This is a genomic window from Roseovarius sp. CAU 1744, assembly GCF_039839345.1.
GTDB lineage: Bacteria > Pseudomonadota > Alphaproteobacteria > Rhodobacterales > Rhodobacteraceae > Roseovarius.
Map to the genome: position 1 here is coordinate 70946 of NZ_JBDOQV010000004.1, position 16929 is coordinate 87874.

Annotated in this window: 13 protein-coding genes and 1 tRNA gene; 7 read left to right on the forward strand and 7 right to left on the reverse strand. The window is 63.1% G+C overall.

Annotated elements, in window-relative coordinates; translation table 11 throughout:
* Positions 1–21: 21 nt before the first annotated feature.
* Positions 22–1134, reverse strand: coding sequence for a 3-dehydroquinate synthase (gene aroB / locus AAFO92_RS09045; RefSeq protein WP_347534407.1), 1113 nt, complete (start codon positions 1132–1134; stop codon positions 22–24).
* The gene (locus AAFO92_RS09050; protein ID WP_347534408.1) at positions 1131–1721 is read right to left on the reverse strand and encodes a shikimate kinase; all 591 of its coding nucleotides are present in this window, start codon (positions 1719–1721) and stop codon (positions 1131–1133) included. The genes aroB and AAFO92_RS09050 overlap by 4 nt, the downstream gene beginning before the upstream one ends.
* Positions 1722–1801: 80 nt before the next feature.
* On the opposite strand from AAFO92_RS09050, the gene AAFO92_RS09055 reads away from it, so the two are divergent.
* From AAFO92_RS09055 to AAFO92_RS09065, 3 genes are read left to right on the forward strand one after another with little or no spacing between them, the layout of a single operon-like run.
* Entirely contained in the window at positions 1802–1951 is a 150-nt protein-coding gene (locus AAFO92_RS09055; RefSeq protein WP_347534409.1) for a hypothetical protein, read from the forward strand.
* Positions 1938–3455, forward strand: coding sequence for a hypothetical protein (locus tag AAFO92_RS09060; protein WP_347534410.1), 1518 nt, complete (start codon positions 1938–1940; stop codon positions 3453–3455). Before AAFO92_RS09055 ends, AAFO92_RS09060 begins: the two co-directional genes overlap by 14 nt.
* Positions 3455–4426 (forward strand): site-specific tyrosine recombinase XerD, encoded by a 972-nt coding sequence (locus AAFO92_RS09065; protein ID WP_347534411.1) that lies wholly within the window; start codon positions 3455–3457, stop codon positions 4424–4426. The genes AAFO92_RS09060 and AAFO92_RS09065 overlap by 1 nt, the downstream gene beginning before the upstream one ends.
* Here AAFO92_RS09065 and AAFO92_RS09070 read toward each other — a convergent pair.
* Positions 4363–5181, reverse strand: a complete 819-nt coding sequence (locus tag AAFO92_RS09070; protein ID WP_347534412.1) for a metallophosphoesterase family protein — start codon at positions 5179–5181, stop codon at positions 4363–4365. The two genes, AAFO92_RS09065 and AAFO92_RS09070, sit on opposite strands and share 64 nt — an antisense overlap.
* Before the next feature lie 70 nt (positions 5182–5251).
* On the opposite strand from AAFO92_RS09070, the gene AAFO92_RS09075 reads away from it, so the two are divergent.
* Both AAFO92_RS09075 and AAFO92_RS09080 read left to right on the forward strand, forming a co-directional pair.
* Complete coding sequence (locus AAFO92_RS09075) at positions 5252–6559, forward strand: HlyC/CorC family transporter (RefSeq protein WP_347534413.1); 1308 nt, start codon at positions 5252–5254, stop codon at positions 6557–6559.
* A gap of 132 nt (positions 6560–6691) precedes the next feature.
* Positions 6692–7147 (forward strand): hypothetical protein, encoded by a 456-nt coding sequence (locus AAFO92_RS09080; protein WP_347534414.1) that lies wholly within the window; start codon positions 6692–6694, stop codon positions 7145–7147.
* 203 nt (positions 7148–7350) lie between these two features.
* On the opposite strand, the gene AAFO92_RS09085 is transcribed toward AAFO92_RS09080, so the two are convergent.
* Both AAFO92_RS09085 and AAFO92_RS09090 read right to left on the reverse strand, forming a co-directional pair.
* Positions 7351–7758: a DoxX family protein gene (locus tag AAFO92_RS09085; RefSeq protein WP_347534415.1), complete on the reverse strand. Its 408-nt coding sequence runs from the start codon at positions 7756–7758 to the stop codon at positions 7351–7353.
* Positions 7759–7911: 153 nt separating this feature from the next.
* Positions 7912–10341, reverse strand: coding sequence for an FAD-dependent oxidoreductase (locus AAFO92_RS09090; RefSeq protein ID WP_347534416.1), 2430 nt, complete (start codon positions 10339–10341; stop codon positions 7912–7914).
* Positions 10342–10616: 275 nt separating this feature from the next.
* On the opposite strand from AAFO92_RS09090, the gene AAFO92_RS09095 reads away from it, so the two are divergent.
* Entirely contained in the window at positions 10617–13025 is a 2409-nt protein-coding gene (locus tag AAFO92_RS09095; protein ID WP_347534417.1) for an FAD-dependent oxidoreductase, read from the forward strand.
* A complete protein-coding gene (locus AAFO92_RS09100; RefSeq protein WP_347534418.1) occupies positions 13025–13621 on the forward strand; it encodes a nucleotidyltransferase family protein in 597 nt (198 codons plus the stop codon). Before AAFO92_RS09095 ends, AAFO92_RS09100 begins: the two co-directional genes overlap by 1 nt.
* A 136-nt stretch (positions 13622–13757) precedes the next feature.
* On the opposite strand, the gene AAFO92_RS09105 is transcribed toward AAFO92_RS09100, so the two are convergent.
* On the reverse strand, positions 13758–16133 hold the full coding sequence (locus tag AAFO92_RS09105) for a Hint domain-containing protein (RefSeq protein WP_347534419.1): 2376 nt from the start codon (positions 16131–16133) through the stop codon (positions 13758–13760).
* Positions 16134–16817: 684 nt separating this feature from the next.
* Positions 16818–16903 (reverse strand) — tRNA-Leu (locus tag AAFO92_RS09110).
* Between the last annotated feature and the right edge of the window lie 26 nt (positions 16904–16929).

Sequence of the window (16929 nt, forward strand, 5' to 3'; positions counted from 1 at the left end):
GCACGCGCCTGCGGGTCCGCCTCAGCGCCCGCGCAGCGCATCCTGCAGCACCGATTCCACCATTTCAGTCGGCACGTCCGAGGTGACAAAGGCCTGTCCGATACCGCGCGCCAGGATGAAATGCAGCGTTCCGGCCTGCACTTTCTTGTCCTGCTTCATCAGTTCGATCAACCCGCCGGCATCTGGCAAATCTCCTGGAATATCAGCCAGGTCAACCTTCATCTTCATGTCGCGCAGATGGGCACGCACCCGGCTTGGATCCTCCTGTGCGCACAGGCCCATCCGGGCAGACAATTCAAATGCCAGTGCACAGCCGATCGCCACGCCCTCGCCGTGCAACAGGCGGTCGGAATATCCCGTCGCCGCCTCCAGCGCGTGGCAGAAAGTATGACCAAGGTTCAGAAGCGCCCTGTCGCCTTGCTCTGTTTCGTCGCGCACCACGATATCGGCCTTCATCTGGACCGAACGCTTGACGATGGCGACCCGCGCGGCCATGTCGCCTGCAGCCGCGCGCGAGGCATTGCCTTCAAGCCACTGAAAGAAATCGGAATCTCCCAGTAGCCCATATTTCACGACCTCGCCGTAACCGGCCAGGTAATCACGCTCGGACAAGGTGCCCAGAACATCCGTGTCGGCCAGCACGAGGCTTGGCTGGTGGAACGCGCCGATCAGGTTCTTGCCCTGCGGGGCGTTGATCCCCGTCTTGCCGCCGACCGAGCTGTCGACCTGGGCCAGCAGGCTGGTAGGAACCTGCACAAAGCGCACGCCGCGCCGCAGTACCGCGGCGGCAAACCCGACCAGATCCCCGATCACCCCGCCGCCAAAGGCGATCACCATGTCATTCCGCTCGATCTTTTCCGCCAGCAGCCATTCGACGGCCCGTTGAAGGTGGGGCCAGGATTTGGTCGCCTCGCCGGGGGGCAAGGTCAGGACCGAGGCGGAAATGCCGGCGGCCTCCAGCCCCGCGCGCAGGGCGGTCAGATGCTGCTGCGCCACGTTGTCTTCGGTGATCACCGCCACTTTCGGCCGTGCCAGCATCGGCGCGATCAATTCCCCGACACCGGCCAGCAAACCGGGGCCAATCCGGATGTCATAAGCCCGCTCACCCAGTCCGACATGAACCGTTTCCATCATCTGATCTTCTCCAGGACATCGGGGCGCGTTTCCAGCGCCTCCAGCACGTGACCAGCCGTCGTTTCGATCGAGTATTCGGGCCGCGCCACCACGTTCAGATCCGCCAGCCGGTAAATCGGTACCCGCTGGTGGTAGATCTCGCTCAGGGTCTGCTTTGGATTGGGTGTGCGCAGCAACGGCCTGGTATTCTTGTGTTTTACCCTGTTCCACAACAACCCGAGATCGGCATTCAGCCAGACCGAAACGCCCTTGGACGACACCAGGCGCCGGTTTCGCTCGGCCAGAAACGCCCCGCCCCCCGTCGACAATATGCCGCATTCGGTTTCCAGCAATCGGTCCAGAACCTCGGTTTCGCGGTCGCGAAAGAACGCCTCGCCGTCGCGTTCGAAAATTTCCGCGATGGTCATGTTGGCGGCGGTCTCGATTGCGGCGTCGGAATCCAGAAAAGGAACATTAAGCCGCGCCGCCAGTGCCTTGCCGACCGCAGTTTTACCTGCCCCCATCATGCCCACCAGCACGACGGTTTTCTTTAATTCCCAGCCTTCTGCCGCCGCCACGCCTCGGCGCTCCCCTGCCAAAATCAACATTTTGCCCTTGAATGACGTGATCTTGCCCAAAAGGCCAGTTATAGTTTAGCAAAAGAATATCCAAAGCGGGCAGAACAACAATGATACGACTCCTTAAATGGCTGATTTATTTGGCTTGTCTGGCCTTTATCGGCCTGGTCGGCTACGCCTATATCGGCCCGTTCTTCGGGGCAGACTTCTCTCCGCCTTCCGACGAGATTCGCCAGGAAATCATCCTTGAAACCGGTTAAGTCCGCCCTTCTGGGAAGCATCATCGCGACTTCGGCATTCGCTCAGCAACAACCGCTGTCCGCGATTGACTGGCTGGACGAGCTTGTGGCCGTGCCGGTTGCCCAACCGGCCGAGCCCGGCGTGACCGACACCGCCGCCACGCCGGACGTGGATGTGATCCCGCTTGATACCGCCAGCGCGGATGCCGTGGGCCTGTTGCCCGCCAGCACCACCGGGCTGCCGGTGACGCTCTGGTCCGCCAGCGCCACTGCCGATCTGACCGATGCGCTGAACCGGATTGCGCCCGACCCGTTACCGGCACTACAGGCATTGTACTACACGCTCCTGCTGGCCGAGGCTGACGCGCCCGGCGACGCCGGCACGCAAACCCGGTTCCTGCGGGCCCGTGTCCGGTCGCTGATGTCGTTCGGCGCGGTCGACGCGGCCCGCGCGCTGCTGGAACGCGCCGGTCCGCAGACGCCGGAACTGTTTGACCAGTGGCTGGACCTGGCGCTGCTGACGGGCGACGAGGATGAGGCCTGCAAAGCGTTGCGCAGGATGCCCGCGCTCAGCCCAAGCTATGCCGCGCGTATCTACTGTACGGCCCGGACCGGCAACTGGCCCACCGCGGCGCTGATCTATGAAACCGCCGTGGGGCTGGATGCCCTGCCGGAGACGGATGCGGCGTTGCTGGGCCTCTATCTCGATCCCGAGATGATCGAGGTCATCGCCCTGCCCACCCCCCCGCGCGAGATGTCGCCACTGACCTTCCGTCTCTACGAAGCCGCCGGCAGCCCGTTTCCGACTGCCCGTCTGCCGCGGGCATTTGCCATGGCTGACCTGCGCAACACCTCCGGCTGGCGCACCGAGATCGAGGCGGCAGAACGTCTGGTTCGTACCGGCGCATTGCCCGCGAACCGGCTCTTGGGTCTGTATACCGATCGCAAGCCTGCGGCCTCGGGCGGGGTATGGGAACGGGTGCGCGCCGTACAGGCGCTGGAACGCGCGCTCAGCGACAAGGCCCCTGACGCCATCGCCAAGGCGCTGCCGCAGACGTGGAAGCTGATGCACGAGCGCGGCCTTGCCATCGCCTTCGCCCAGCTCTTTGCCGGGCCGCTGCGCAAACAGGACCTGCACGGGGACGCGCAAGAGCTGTCCTTTGCCATTAGCCTTCTGTCCGAAGATTACGAGCAGGCCGAAAACCTGCTTGACGACCCGGACAGACGGCAGGGCTTTCTCATTGGTGTGGCCAGCGGCACACCCGACATCGCCGCCGCCCGCACCGGTCACGAACAGGCCATCGCCCGCGGCTTTGCCACGGCCGCCCCCGCGCGCGATCATGAACATCTGATCCGTGCCGGCAAGATCGGCGTGGCGATCCTCGTCGCGACCAATCAGCTGGACCGGGCACGCCGGGGCAATCCACGCGACCTGGCCGGCGCGCTGAGCACGCTCAGGTCTCTGGGGCTGGAGGACACGGCACGGCGGGCCGCGCTGCAGATATTGATACTGGGAGGATCCTGATGGCCGTTGACCGGCGCTGGATCGACGCATTTCTCGAGGCTCAGGCGGCCGAAATCGGGGCCGCGCAGAACACCCTTGCCGCCTATTCCCGCGATCTGGACGATTTCTGCACATGGCTTGTCAATCGCGGCAAATCGTTGGGCTCTGCCGCCCAGGGTGATGTCGAGTCCTACCTGATCTGGTGTGACGCGCAGGGCCTGGCAAAATCGACCCGTGCGCGGCGCCTTTCGGCGATCAAGCAGCTCTACCGTTTCGCGTTCGAGGAACGCCTGCGCGATGACAATCCGGCGATCAGCATCAAGGGGCCCGGACGCGATCAGCGCCTGCCGAAAACCCTTTCCGAGGAGGAGGTGGACCGCCTGCTGGACGCCGCCCGGCAATCGGCCCGCAGCGCCCGCGACCGGACCCGCAATACCTGCCTCATGGAATTGCTCTATGCCACCGGGATGCGGGTGAGCGAGCTGGTCTCCCTGCCCGTGTCCGCCGCGCGGGGCGATCCGCGCATGTTGCTCATCCGCGGCAAGGGCGGCAAGGAGCGGATGGTGCCGCTTTCGCCGCCCGCGCGGGAAGCGCTGTCCGTATGGCTGAAGCTGCGGGACGAAGCCGACGACGCGGCCCGCGCCAAGGGCGCCGCCCCGTCGGCATTCCTGTTTCCGTCCGGCGGCAAGACAGGGCATCTGACACGGCACCGGTTCTATGCGCTGATCAAGGAATTATCCGTGTTCGCGGGCGTGTCCCCGACCAAGGTGACGCCGCATACCCTGCGTCACGCCTTTGCCACCCACCTGCTGGCGAATGGCGCGGACCTGCGCGCCATTCAGACCTTGCTGGGCCATGCGGATGTGGCCACGACCGAGATATACACGCATGTTCTGGACGAGCGCCTGAAGGATCTGGTGCTGGAACATCACCCCCTCGCCAGGGCCGGTCGACGCAGTTCCGGCGGCAAGACCTCCTCGGACGGCCAATAACCCGTGACCAGAGCGCTGTCGTAGCCTTGGGTCAAACCCTGAGCGCGCATCGTGCCTGCCGCGGCGAGGTGATCGTAGTCCAGCCGCTCGAACCGCACCGCGCCACTTTGCAGAACCGCAAAGCGCGTCGCGGGGCTGCCGTCATTGGGCGGCATCCCGATCACCCCCGCATTGATCCATTCGACCTGACCCATCCGCCGCCGGAACGCCAGCCCGCAATGGCCCGCGATCACCAGGTCGACCTGCCCGGTGATGCCCTGCAGAAGCGCCAGTTCCTCGGCAAACGCCGCCTCGGGGCTGACTGGCCAGAGGAAACGGCTGACATCCGTCACCCCGCCGTGGATCACCGCGCAGCGGCGGCCGTGATGCGTGAAGGTCACGATATCGGGCAGGCCGGCCATCCAGGTGCGATGATCGGCGCCGATGGCGGCGTTGGCATGGGTATACCAGCCTGCCGACAGCAGGTCACAGGTGCTGCCGGTTTCAAACCCGCAACCGCAATCCATCTGGTATGCGGCCAGTTGTTTTTCGCAATTCCCGGCGACCACCGCACAGCCCAGGCTGCGGATTTCTGCCGCCGTTTCGGCAGGTTCGCCGCAATAGGCCACCAGGTCGCCGGTGCAGATCATGTGATCCGGCCGGATCGACAATTCATGCGCCCGCTGCCTCACCGCCCGCGTCGCCGGCAGATTCGAATAGGGCCCGCCAAACAGCAGTACCGGTCCGTCCAATTCCCCCAAATCCTGCACCTGCATGACCGATGATCCCTTGATTGCCGCGCCCACGCGCCCCATAAGCACATTGGATAAAAGGACAAAGGCGGCAATGGAAGCTTCTTCAACCGTGATCGACGGTGCGTTCTGGATCACATCTGCGGCAATTCTGCTGCTGCTGATACTCTCGGCCTATTTCTCGGGCAGCGAGACGGCCCTGACGGCGGCCTCGCGCGGCAAGCTGCGCGCGCAGGCCGAAAAGGGCTCGAAAGGGGCGGAACAGGCGCTGAAGATCACCGAAGACAACGAAACGCTGATCGGGTCTGTTCTGCTGGGCAACAACCTGGTGAACATTCTGGCCGCATCGCTGGCGACGGCCATGTTCACCCGGCTGTTCGGCGAAAGCGGCGTGGCGCTGGCGACGCTGGTCATGACCCTGCTGGTGCTGATCTTTGCCGAGGTACTGCCCAAGACCTACGCCATCACCAATGCCGAGACCGCAGCGGCCCGCACTGCACCGATCATCGTCTATGTCATCAGAATCTTCTCACCGGTGGTGACGCTGGTGCGCGCCATGGTGCGCGGGGTTCTGAGCCTTTTCGGGGTCAAGACCGACCCGGACAGCCACATTCTGGCGGTGCGCGAAGAGATTGCCGGTGCGCTCTATCTGGGTCATTCCGAGGGCGTTGTCGAAAAGGAAGACCGCGACCGTATCCTTGGGGCGCTTGATCTGGGTGAGCGCGCGGTCGAGGAAATCATGCTGCATCGTTCGCAGATCGAGATGATCGACGCCGAGACCGAGCCGGAGGCGATCCTGCGGCAATGCCTGAAAAGCAACCACACGCGGCTGCCGGTCTATCGCAACGATCCCGACAACATCATCGGCGTGGTCCATGCCAAGGATCTGCTGCGCGCGATGCACAAGCTGGTGACGGCGCCGAATGCCTCGTTGAGTTCACTCGACGATTTCGATGTCTGCAGCGTCGCCCGCAAACCCTATTTCGTGCCCGAAACCACGACGCTGGACGAACAGATGCGCCAGTTCCTGCGGATGCGCAGCCATTTCGCCCTGGTCGTGGATGAATACGGCACGCTGGAAGGGTTGATAACGCTCGAGGACATCCTTGAGGAGATCGTAGGCGAGATCACCGATGAATTCGACGATGACGAGGAACTGCCGGTAGAGCAGACCACCGACAATCACTTTCTGGTCGACGGTGCGATGACAATCCGCGACCTGAACCGCGCGACCGATTGGACCCTGCCGGACGAAGAGGCCAACACCATCGCCGGGCTTGTGATCCACGAGGCGCAGATCATCCCGGTTGTCGGCCAGGTATTCAGTTTTCATGGCTTCCGGTTCGAAGTGCTGGAGGTCAAGGATAACCGCATTACCCGGCTCAAGATCCGCCCGCTCTAACCGGTCCTGTGGGGCTGATCGCCGGAGACCTCACGCCGATTTATCCTCCGTTAACCGGACTGATGATAGGGTCGCGCCGTGTTGTCGCGATTTGCGGTGGCGCGTGAACCTGATCCTTAGCAGCAGAGTTGGATGATGCTCGATCGCCGGAAACCCGCCTCCGAAATCACCCCCGCCTACGAGGATGGCGGAATCTTCAAGAATGAACTTGTGCAACTGATGGTGGAACTGGTCCCGCTGACCGCCAAGAACTCGCGCAACGATCTGATCGTCAAGGGTTTCGTGGACGGCAACAGCGCGATCGAAGTGGTGTTTCCCGGGCGCCGGAAGGTCCAGGCGAAACCGGTCGTCGCGCTGCTTCAGGCCAAGCTGACCCATGCCCGCAAGGTGGCAGCCAGAACCGGCGCAAGGGTGGATGTAGACACGCTGCGCTATCCGGCCCGGATCGAGGGATCGTGGCGGCCGCGGTTCAAACGGGACGATAACGGCTGGGAAACCCGCCAGTTTCAGCTTTTCGCCGCGCGGTGGATCCTCAAGGATCTGAACGGCAAGGCCATTACCTTCGGGGAAATGAAGGTCAGGGAATGACCCCTAGCGGGCAGGTTTCATGATCAAGAAAATGACGCGCCCGTTACCGGCGCGTCTTTTCTGAATGACCGCGAAATCATGTGCCAGGTTCGTGACCGCCGGGGCCGAACAGCGCAACCTTCGTGCGGCATCTTCAGCGCGGCAGGTGCCGGTCCGTCCGGATGCATACAGCCATCAGCCGTGAATAGCAGCGCACCGGGCGGTCATACGTTGGCGGTACCGGATTTGCCACCGATGGCCCGGTCAAGGCTCCACGGTCCGCCGCCGGCGGCAGCGATGTAGAGGAAAACGAAGCAGTAGAGCGCGGCAAGCTCACCCCCGTTCAGGATCGGGAAGAAACCCTTGGGCGCATGTGCGATGAAATAGGCCGCGGCCGTCATCCCCGACAGCACAAAGGCGACCGGCCGCGTGAAGAGCCCGACCAGCAACAACGCGCCGCCGACCAGTTCGATGAGCCCGGCAACACCGCTCATCGAGCCGATGGCGGCGTCATTCATCGGACCGACGGGAAAATTGAGATGCTTCGTCGTGCCGTGCTGCAGCACGAGGGCGGCCGACATTATGCGCAGCACGGAAAGTAGCTGAGGACGCCACGGGTCGAGGAAGGTCATGCGATTCTCCTTTGTCGTCACGCAGGATGGTCAGGGCGCTGTGCCGGTATCCGCCGGCTGTGCCCAACGGAATCCTTACACGGGCGGGCGGCCACGGCAAGACGCGGATCACTGACCGTTGCCGCGCCGGGCTGCCGGGCCCGGCGCCTTTGCTCAGGCGCGAAGCTTTTCCCCCTTGGGGTCAAAGGGCGGCTCGTGCAGGATACGCGCCTTGTGCGGCCGGCCCAGCACCATCACCTCGACCTCGTCGCCCGGCGCGGCCTCGCCGGTGCGCACATAGCCAAGCGCCAGGCTCATGCCGACGGTATAGCCATAGGTGCCCGAGGTGACGCGACCAATGCCCTTGCCGTTTCTGAAGATCGGCTCGCCCCCGGTCGCATCGGCGTTTGAGGCATTCACCGCCTCTTCGTCGATATGGATCAGCACCAGGTTCTCACGGGTGGGTTTGGCCAGCGCCTTTTCCGCAGCCGCCTTGTTGAGGAAGGCCTTGTCCATCTTGCAGAGCATGTCCAGCCCGACCTCATGCGGGTAATATTCTGGCGAATATTCCCGGCTCCACGAGCCATAGCCCTTCTCGACCCGCATCGACATCAGCGCCCGCGCACCCACCGGCCCGGCGCCAAGTTCCTTGCCGGCTTCAAGCAGCGCCTCGTAGAGCCGTTTCTGATCCTCGGTGGCGCAGTGCAGCTCCCAGCCCAGATCGCCGGTGAAGGAAACCCGCAGAGCCAGGCACTTGACCCCTGCCAGCTCGATCTGCTGCGAGCGCATGAAGGGGAAATCCTCGGTCGCAAGCGACGCATTGGTCAGCCGCTGCAGCAATTCGCGCGATTTCGGCCCGGCCACGTTGAAGCCGCACATCGCCTCGGTATGCGACTCGAACGTCGTGCCTTCTGGCAGCGGCACCGAGTCGAAGAACCGCTTGTGATAGCGCTCGGCCATGCCCGAGCTGACGATCCAGAATTCGTCCTCGGCCACGCGGGTCACGGTGGCGTCGCCCGCGATCCCGCCACGCACGCCAATCAGCGGCGTCAGGCAGGAACGGCCGATGGATTTCGGCATGTTGTTGGCAAAGACAGCGTTCAGCCAGTCCGCCGCCCCCGGTCCCTTGCAGCGGTATTTGGCAAAGTTCGAGATGTCGATGATCCCCGCCCGGTCGCGCAGCATCCGGCACTCGTCCCCGACAGGCCCCCACCAGTTCTGGCGGGTGAAACCGTTGGTGTCCTTTGCGCCCTTCTGGCCTGCGAACCATTGCGGATGCTCCCAGCCGTAGTTGAGGCCGAAGACCGCGCCCATCTCCTTCTGCAAATCGTAGACCGGACGGGTGCGCAGCGGGCGGCCCGCGGCGCGTTCCTCGTTCGGGTAATGGATGGCGAAACGGTGGGCATATTGATCCTGCACCTTGGCCTTGACGAAATTCTTGTCATTGGCCCAAAGGCCGAACCGGGCGATGTCCCAGGGGAACATGTCATATTCCATCTCGCCCGTGGTCAGCCATTGCGCCACCATCAGGCCCATGCCCGCCGACTGGCTGAAGCCGGGGATAATGCCGCCGCAGACAAAGTAATTCTTCAGCTCCGGCACCGGACCGAGGATCACGTTGCTGTCGGGCGACCAGATCATCGGTCCGTTGATGACGCGCTTTATCCCCGCCTCGGCCGCCACCGGCACCCGGTCCATCGCCCGCATGACGTTGTCCATGATCCGGTCCAGATCATCGGCAAAGAGATCATGGGCGAAATCCAGCGGCGTGCCGTTCTCGGCCCAGAATTTCATGTCCTGCTCATAGGCGCCGATCAGCAGGCCCTTGCCCTCCTGGCGCAGGTAGTATTCGCCGTCGCGGTCCGCGACCGACGGCAGGCGTCGGTCCATCGCGTCGATTTCGGCGATGGTTTCGGTCACGAAATACTGGTGTTCTGTGGGCTGCAGCGGCAGTTCGATCCCCGCCAGCGCCGCCACCTCGCGGCCCCAGAGGCCGCTTGCGTTTATCACCCATTCAGTTTCGATATTGCCCTTGGGGGTTTCGACCGTCCAGGTGCCGTCGGGCTTCTGCGTGGTCCCGATGACGGGGGTGAACCGGTAGATCTCGGCCCCGCGCTGGCGCGCGCCCACCGCATAGGCATTGGTCACGCCCGAGGGGTCCACGTTGCCGCCATCAGGCTCCCACATGATGCAGCGGATCCCGTCGAAATTGACCAGCGGATGCAACTCTTCGGCCTTGTCACGGCTGATCTCGGAGAAGTTCATGTTATAGAGCTTGGCCTTGGCGGCCTGCAGTTTCAGCTGATGTTCGCGCGCCTCGGTCTGCGCGAGGTAGAGCGAGCCGGGCTGGAAGACGCCGCAGGACTGACCGGTTTCCTCCTCCAGCGCGTTATAGAGCGTCATCGTGTAGTGCTGGAGGCGGGAAATGTTGGCGCTGTCATGCAGCCCGTGGATATTGGCCGCCGCGTGCCAGGTGGAGCCGGATGTCAGCTCGTCCCGCTCCAGCAGAACGACATCTGTCCAGCCCAGCTTGGTGAGGTGATAGAGGATCGAGCAGCCGATGACGCCGCCGCCGATAACGACTGCCTGTGCATGGGTTTTCATGGTTCATCCCTTGTTGTCCATCGGGCCAGAGTGCCGATTCTGCGACCCGGCCGGTTGCCCTTTCGCGACAAACTTAGCCATCACGCCGCAAAATCGGTTAAGGAATGCGTCAGGTTCTGTCGGATTTCGGTCACGAGGTACAAAATTGGTGGTTTTGGTACACATCTGGACTTCTCAGATTATGCGCGCACCCACATACGACGCGGCTTGTCGTTTTCTGGCGGGCCGATATTGTGTCAGCGGGCGAGGCTGTCGAAAACTGGGGGAGAGGTCTCATGCAAACCACGGCAAGAGTGGCGGTGATCGGTGGCGGGGTTGTCGGGTGTAGTGTTCTCTATCACCTGACCAAGCTGGGCTGGTCCGACGTGATGCTGATCGAACGGTCCGAGCTGACCAGCGGCAGCACCTGGCATGCGGCGGGCGGGTTTCATACGCTGAACGGCGATACCAACATGGCCGCACTGCAGGGCTATACGATCCGGCTTTACAAGGAGCTGGAAGAGATCACCGGCATGTCCTGCGGCCTGCATCATGTGGGCGGGGTGACGCTGGCCGATAACAGGGACCGCTTCGACATGCTGCTCGCCGAGCGGGCCAAGCATCGCTACATGGGGCTGGAGACCGAGATCGTGGGCCCCGAGGAAATTCGCAAGATCGCCCCGATCACCAATACCGACGGCATCCTGGGCGCGCTTTACGACCCGCTGGATGGCCATCTGGACCCGTCGGGCACCACCCATGCCTATGCCAAGGCGGCGCGCATGGGCGGCGCAACGATCGAAACCCAGTGCAAGGTGATCGAGACCAACCCGCGTGAGGATGGCACCTGGGACGTTGTGACCGAAAAGGGCACCATCCATGCCGAGCACGTGGTCAATGCCGGCGGCCTCTGGGCGCGCGAGGTGGGGGCGATGGCCGGGGTCTACCTGCCGCTGCACCCGATGGAGCATCAATATATCGTCACCGATGACATCGCCGAGATCTATGAGCGTAACGAAGAACACCCGCATGTGATGGATCCGGCGGGCGAAAGCTATCTGCGCCAGGAAGGCCGCGGCCTGTGCATCGGGTTCTACGAACAACCCTGCAAACCCTGGGCCGTCGATGGCACGCCGTGGGATTTCGGGCATGAGCTGTTGCCCGATGATCTGGACAAGATCGAAGACAGTATCGAGTTTGCCTACAGGCGGTTTCCGGTGCTAGAGGCCGCGGGCGTGAAATCGGTGATCCACGGCCCCTTCACCTTTGCCCCCGATGGCAACCCGCTGGTAGGCCCCGTGCCGGGGATGCGCAATTATTGGTCGGCCTGCGGGGTGATGGCCGGGTTCAGCCAGGGCGGCGGCGTGGGCCTGATGCTGGCGCAATGGATGGTCGAGGGCGAATGCGAGCGCGACGTGACGGCGATGGACGTGGCGCGCTATGGCGATTGGATCACGCCCGGCTACACCCGTCCCAAGGTGATCGAAAACTACCAGAAGCGTTTTTCCGTCGCCTATCCCAACGAGGAACTTCCCGCCGCCCGGCCCTTCCTTCAGACGCCGATGTACGACGTGTTCGACCGCATGGGCGCGGTCTGGGGGCATCAATACGGGCTCGAGGTGGTCAACTATTTTGCCGAAGGCGATGAGCCACGGTTTGAAACCCCCTCCTTCCGCCGTTCGAACGCGTTCGAGGCCACGGCGCGCGAGGTCAAGGCCGTGCGCGAGGCGGTGGGCATCAACGAGGTGCATAATTTCGGCAAATACCTGGTGACGGGCAAGAACGCCCGCATCTGGCTGGACCGGATCATGGCGGGGCGCCTGCCCAAGCCCGGGCGGATCAGCCTGTCGCCGATGCTCAGCCACAAGGGCCGGCTGATCGGCGATTTCGCGATCTCCTGCCTCTCGAACGAGGCGTTCCAGCTGACCGCCTCTTACGGCGCACAGGCCAATCACATGCGCTGGTTCGAGGCGAACGAGGTCAAGGGCGTGATCGTCGAGAACATCAGCGACCGGCTGAACGGGTTCCAGATCGCCGGCCCCAAGGCGCGCGCGGTACTGGCGGCCTGCACCCGCTCCGACATCGGCGACATGCGGTTCATGGATCTGCGCCACATCACCGTCGGCATGGTCGAATGCCTGGTGCAGCGGGTCAGCTATACCGGCGATCTGGGGTACGAGATCTATTGTGATCCGATGGCGCAGCGTGCGTTGTGGCACGCGCTCTGGACCGAAGGCCAGAACCACGGGATGCGCCCCTTCGGGATGCGGGCGATGATGTCGCTCAGGCTCGACAAGTTCTTCGGCTCCTGGCTCAACGAGTTTTCCCCGGACTACATGCCGGGCGAAACCGGCATGGACAGGTTCACCAGTTTCGACAAGCCGATGGATTTCATCGGACGCGAAGCCGCCGAAGCGGAACGCGACGCCGGGGCCGCGCGCAAGCTCTGCGCCTTCGAGGTCGAGGCCATCGACGCGGATGTCGCGGCCTATGAACCGATCTGGATCGACGGCAAAGTTCAGGGCTTCTGCACCTCGGGCGGCTATTCGCATTATGCGGGCAAGTCGATTGCCCTTGGCCTGATCCCCACGGCACAGGCGCAGGACGGGCTGGAGGTGCAGATCGAAATCCTGGGCGAGATGTGCCCTGCCCGGCTGATCACCACCCCGCTATTCGATGCCGACGGCGCACGGATGCGCGGCTGATGCTGATCCTGATCCCCGCGGCCGGTGCCTCTTCGCGGATGCGCGGGCGCGACAAACTGCTGGAGTTGGTGGACAAACACCCGCTGCTGGCACGCCAGATCGGCATCGCCTTGCAGACCCCGGCAACCGTTCTTGTGACCTTACCACCGGACGCGCGCGACCGTACCGCGATTGTCGAGGGGATCGTCGATGACAGGCTGGAAGCCCTGATCGTCGACGATGCGGAGGAAGGGCTTGCCGCTTCGCTCAGGGCGGCGGTGCGCTTTGCCGCGAAACAGGAACATGACCCGGAGGCGCTGATGATCCTCTTGGCCGACATGCCGGAAATCGAGGCTGCGGACCTGCACAGGCTGATGCAGGCCTTTGACGGCAAGACCGTGGTGCGGGCAACCGATGCCGATGGCCGGGTCGGGCATCCGGTGATTATTCCGCCACGCCTGTTCCCGGACCTTGACGGGCTAAGCGGCGATCAGGGCGCGCGGCGGGCGCTGGACGGCGAGCATATCATCACCGTCCCGCTTGCGGGCCATCGCGCCACGACTGATCTGGACACGCCCGAGGACTGGGCCGCCTGGCGCCGGAAAACCGGGCGATAAGCCTCTTATCCTTGCAATAAACGAAACAACCCCGGCATCGCGCCGGGGTTGTCTGCTGCGAAACCGGATTGGCCCCCAGACCGGTTCCAATGGTTGATCGGCATTTGGATCAACCAGCTGCATTTCACTTTCGGCATCACTTGACCAGCAATCGCGCCTCGTGCCGTTTCAGCGACTTGCGCGCCGCCTGGTAGGCCTGCAGGCCCTTGTGATCGCGCAGTTCCGGGAACAGATCGAAAATCTCGTCGCGCTGTGCGTCGCCCATCCCGTCAAGCACCTGGTCGCCCGGCTGAAAGCTCTCGGTCCAGGAGCCGTTCGACAGCACCACCTCGTGCTGATCGAACATGAAATGGATATAGGTCGTGCCGGGAATCTCGACCTCGTGCACCCCGTCCAGTCCGGTCAGGTGCTTGGCCGCCGCCAGCACTTCGCGTTCCTCAAAATAAAGCGCGGTCTTGTCGTTGTTGACCAGGATCCGGTGCTGCGGGCTGACCAGCAGGTCATTTTCCGGCAGGTCATGGCCCAGCGATCCGGCGCGGATCAGGATGGGCCTCAGATGCGGGGCCTGGCGCAGTTCGGCGGCATTCAGGCTGCGCTTGCCGATCCAGCGGATCTGTTGCAGGCCGTTATCGCGGGTGATGATCCGGTCGCCCACTTTCAGATCCTCGACCCGGCGTTCGCCCCGCGGCGTGGCGATCACGCAGCCCGGCGTGAAACACGGGATGACATTTTCGATATTGGCGAATTGCATCGATCCGGTGACATTACCGTCGGCGTCGGTGAATTCGACAAACCCGTCCTCCTGATCGGCCGAGGTATAGGTGATGGTCAGCCCGCCGCCCGGATTTTCGGCCTCGGCCGCACCGCTCAGATCAAGCGTGTCAAAATCGTCACCGCTCTCGTTGCCGTCCACCACATCGCCGTCGGTGATGCCGGTGAAGGTATCCCGGTCGGCCCCGCCCAACAGGTCATCACCGCCAAGACCGCCGGTGATCGTGTCATCGCCATCGCCGCCGATAACCGTGTCGTCACCCGCGCCGCCGTCAAGTTCGTCGGCGCCGGCACCGCCCACGATCAGATCGTCGCCAGACCCGCCATCGACCTCGTCGCTGCCCTCGCCCGACAGCACGGTATCGTCGCCCGCACCGGCGATCACGATGTCATCATTGGGCCCTTCGCCCGGCAGGATTTCATCCAGCGCATCAATGCGGTCGCCGTCGGGATCGCCGGTATAGGCGATGTCGATCAGATCGCTGCCGGAGGTCCCCTCGACAATGCCGTCGCGCATGTCGTCGTCAACCGTGACCGTCACGGTGGCGGTATCCGTGCCGCCCTGCCCGTCGCTGACCGTGTAGCTGAACGTGTCGGTACCGGAAAAGCCGTTATTGGGGGAATAGGTGATCGTGCCGTCGGCATTGACCGAGGTGGTGCCGTTGCTGCCATCGGTGGCCTCGGTCACGCTCAGCGGATCGCCATCTACATCATCGTCATTGTCGAGAACGTCGATCACCACATCCGCCTGGAACCCGGTACCGGCAGCATCGTCGGCGGCAACCGGATCATCGTTCACCGCGGTCACCGTGACCGTGACCGTCGCACTATCCGTGCCGCCATTTCCGTCGCTGATCGTATAGGTGAACGTGTCCTCGCCGTTGAAATCCGGGTCCGGCGTATAGGTGATGGTGCCGTCGGGGTTGATCTCGGTGATGCCGTGGGCGCCGTCGGTCGCCTCGGTCACGCTCAGCGGATCGCCGTCGGGATCTTCGTCATTGTCCAGCACCGCGATGACGATATCGGTATCCTCATCGCCGCTTGCGCTGTCGTCGGCCGCCTCCGGTGCGCCGCCGCCCAGGATTTCGGTGTCATAGATCGCGACATAGTCAATCGACCCGTCAAAGTGATTTCCGTATTTCCCGTCATCAACCTCGCGCGCGCCGAAGGTCCAGCTTTCGTCGTCATTGTCGGTGACGGCCATCGTCAGCCCCGGATTGGCCGCCGTGACCGTCGCGTCGGTCGCCTGGGTCAGGTTCTCAACTTCCAGCGTCAGGCCGTTATCGGGGGACCATGAATAAGTCGCCTTGATCGTGTCGCCCTCGTCGAAGAAGCCCGGGCCGGTCGTCAGGTGCGCGTCATGGCCGTTGTCGCAATGCCAGACCTGGACCGCGCCATCCTTGGTCACGCTGATCTCGAACCAGCCTTCCTTGCTGGCATCGGCCTGTTCGCCGCGGTTGACGATCGTGTCGGGCGACGATCCGATATGGTTGTCCTGGGTGAATTCGACCGCGATTGTCCCCTCGGCCAGGTCAAACGGCGCATCGTTGCCGCCGTTCACCTCGAACCGGCCGCAGCCGCCGGTATGCAGCATCCCGCCCGAGATCGTGGCGTCGCCCTCAAGATGGCCGTTCTGAGCGATGCCATCGGCAAGGCCGGTATCGTCTTTGGGGCCGCTTTTCAGAAAATCCCACAGGCCAATCAGATTGGAGGCGTAAGGGCCATCGAAATTACTCGACATCATCTTCTCCTACCCTGCGACCGGCCGGTGCCGAATGACCAGGCCACAGAAACCATTTACCTGTACCGTTCCCGGCACATGCCGGGTCGGATTACCTGCGCAAACCTCGGTTGCCGGTTGGGAGGTGATCCATCGCCTGACGATGGAACGGTTCGCGACATAACCCCGTCGCACCCATACGCGCCCACGGCATTGCCACAGCGACAACGACGTTCGCAACCCATCCGCATCTTTGGTAATGCGCTTTTGTGCGGTCGCCCCCGTGACCTACAATCTTCGCCCCCCAGTTGGGCCATTCAGTTGTAGCAAATAGATGGGTTCAACAAAGCGAAAATTGTCGAAACTTTGGCAGCGACGCGGCGCGACGAACGAAATGCCTTGGCAAATTCGGACACCAGTTCACAACCCTAAGATTATCCGTGCAACTGCCTCTTGTCGTGGCATGTTCCGAAACAAGCGATTCTGCCGGAAGTTCCCGACGTTTTTCAATCACAGGTGTAACTTCGCCCTCTGCCGCCGACCCCGCCACCAGGGCCGCCGAGGCACGAACACTTTTTCGCCACAATGCCAACAGGGTCATGCGCGGTTCCGATCCAATGGGTAGGAGAGCCGCTGACCATTTCCGATATGGAAACAAAGCCGAATTCGAACACGAATCGCTGCATCAACACGGTTGCGAAAGGCTGGTACCCAAGGCCGGACTCGAACCGGCACGCCCGCAAAGGCGGGGGATTTTGAATCCCCTGCGTCTACCATTCCGCCACTTGGGCACTGAGGTAGCTCTACCCAAGTGCAT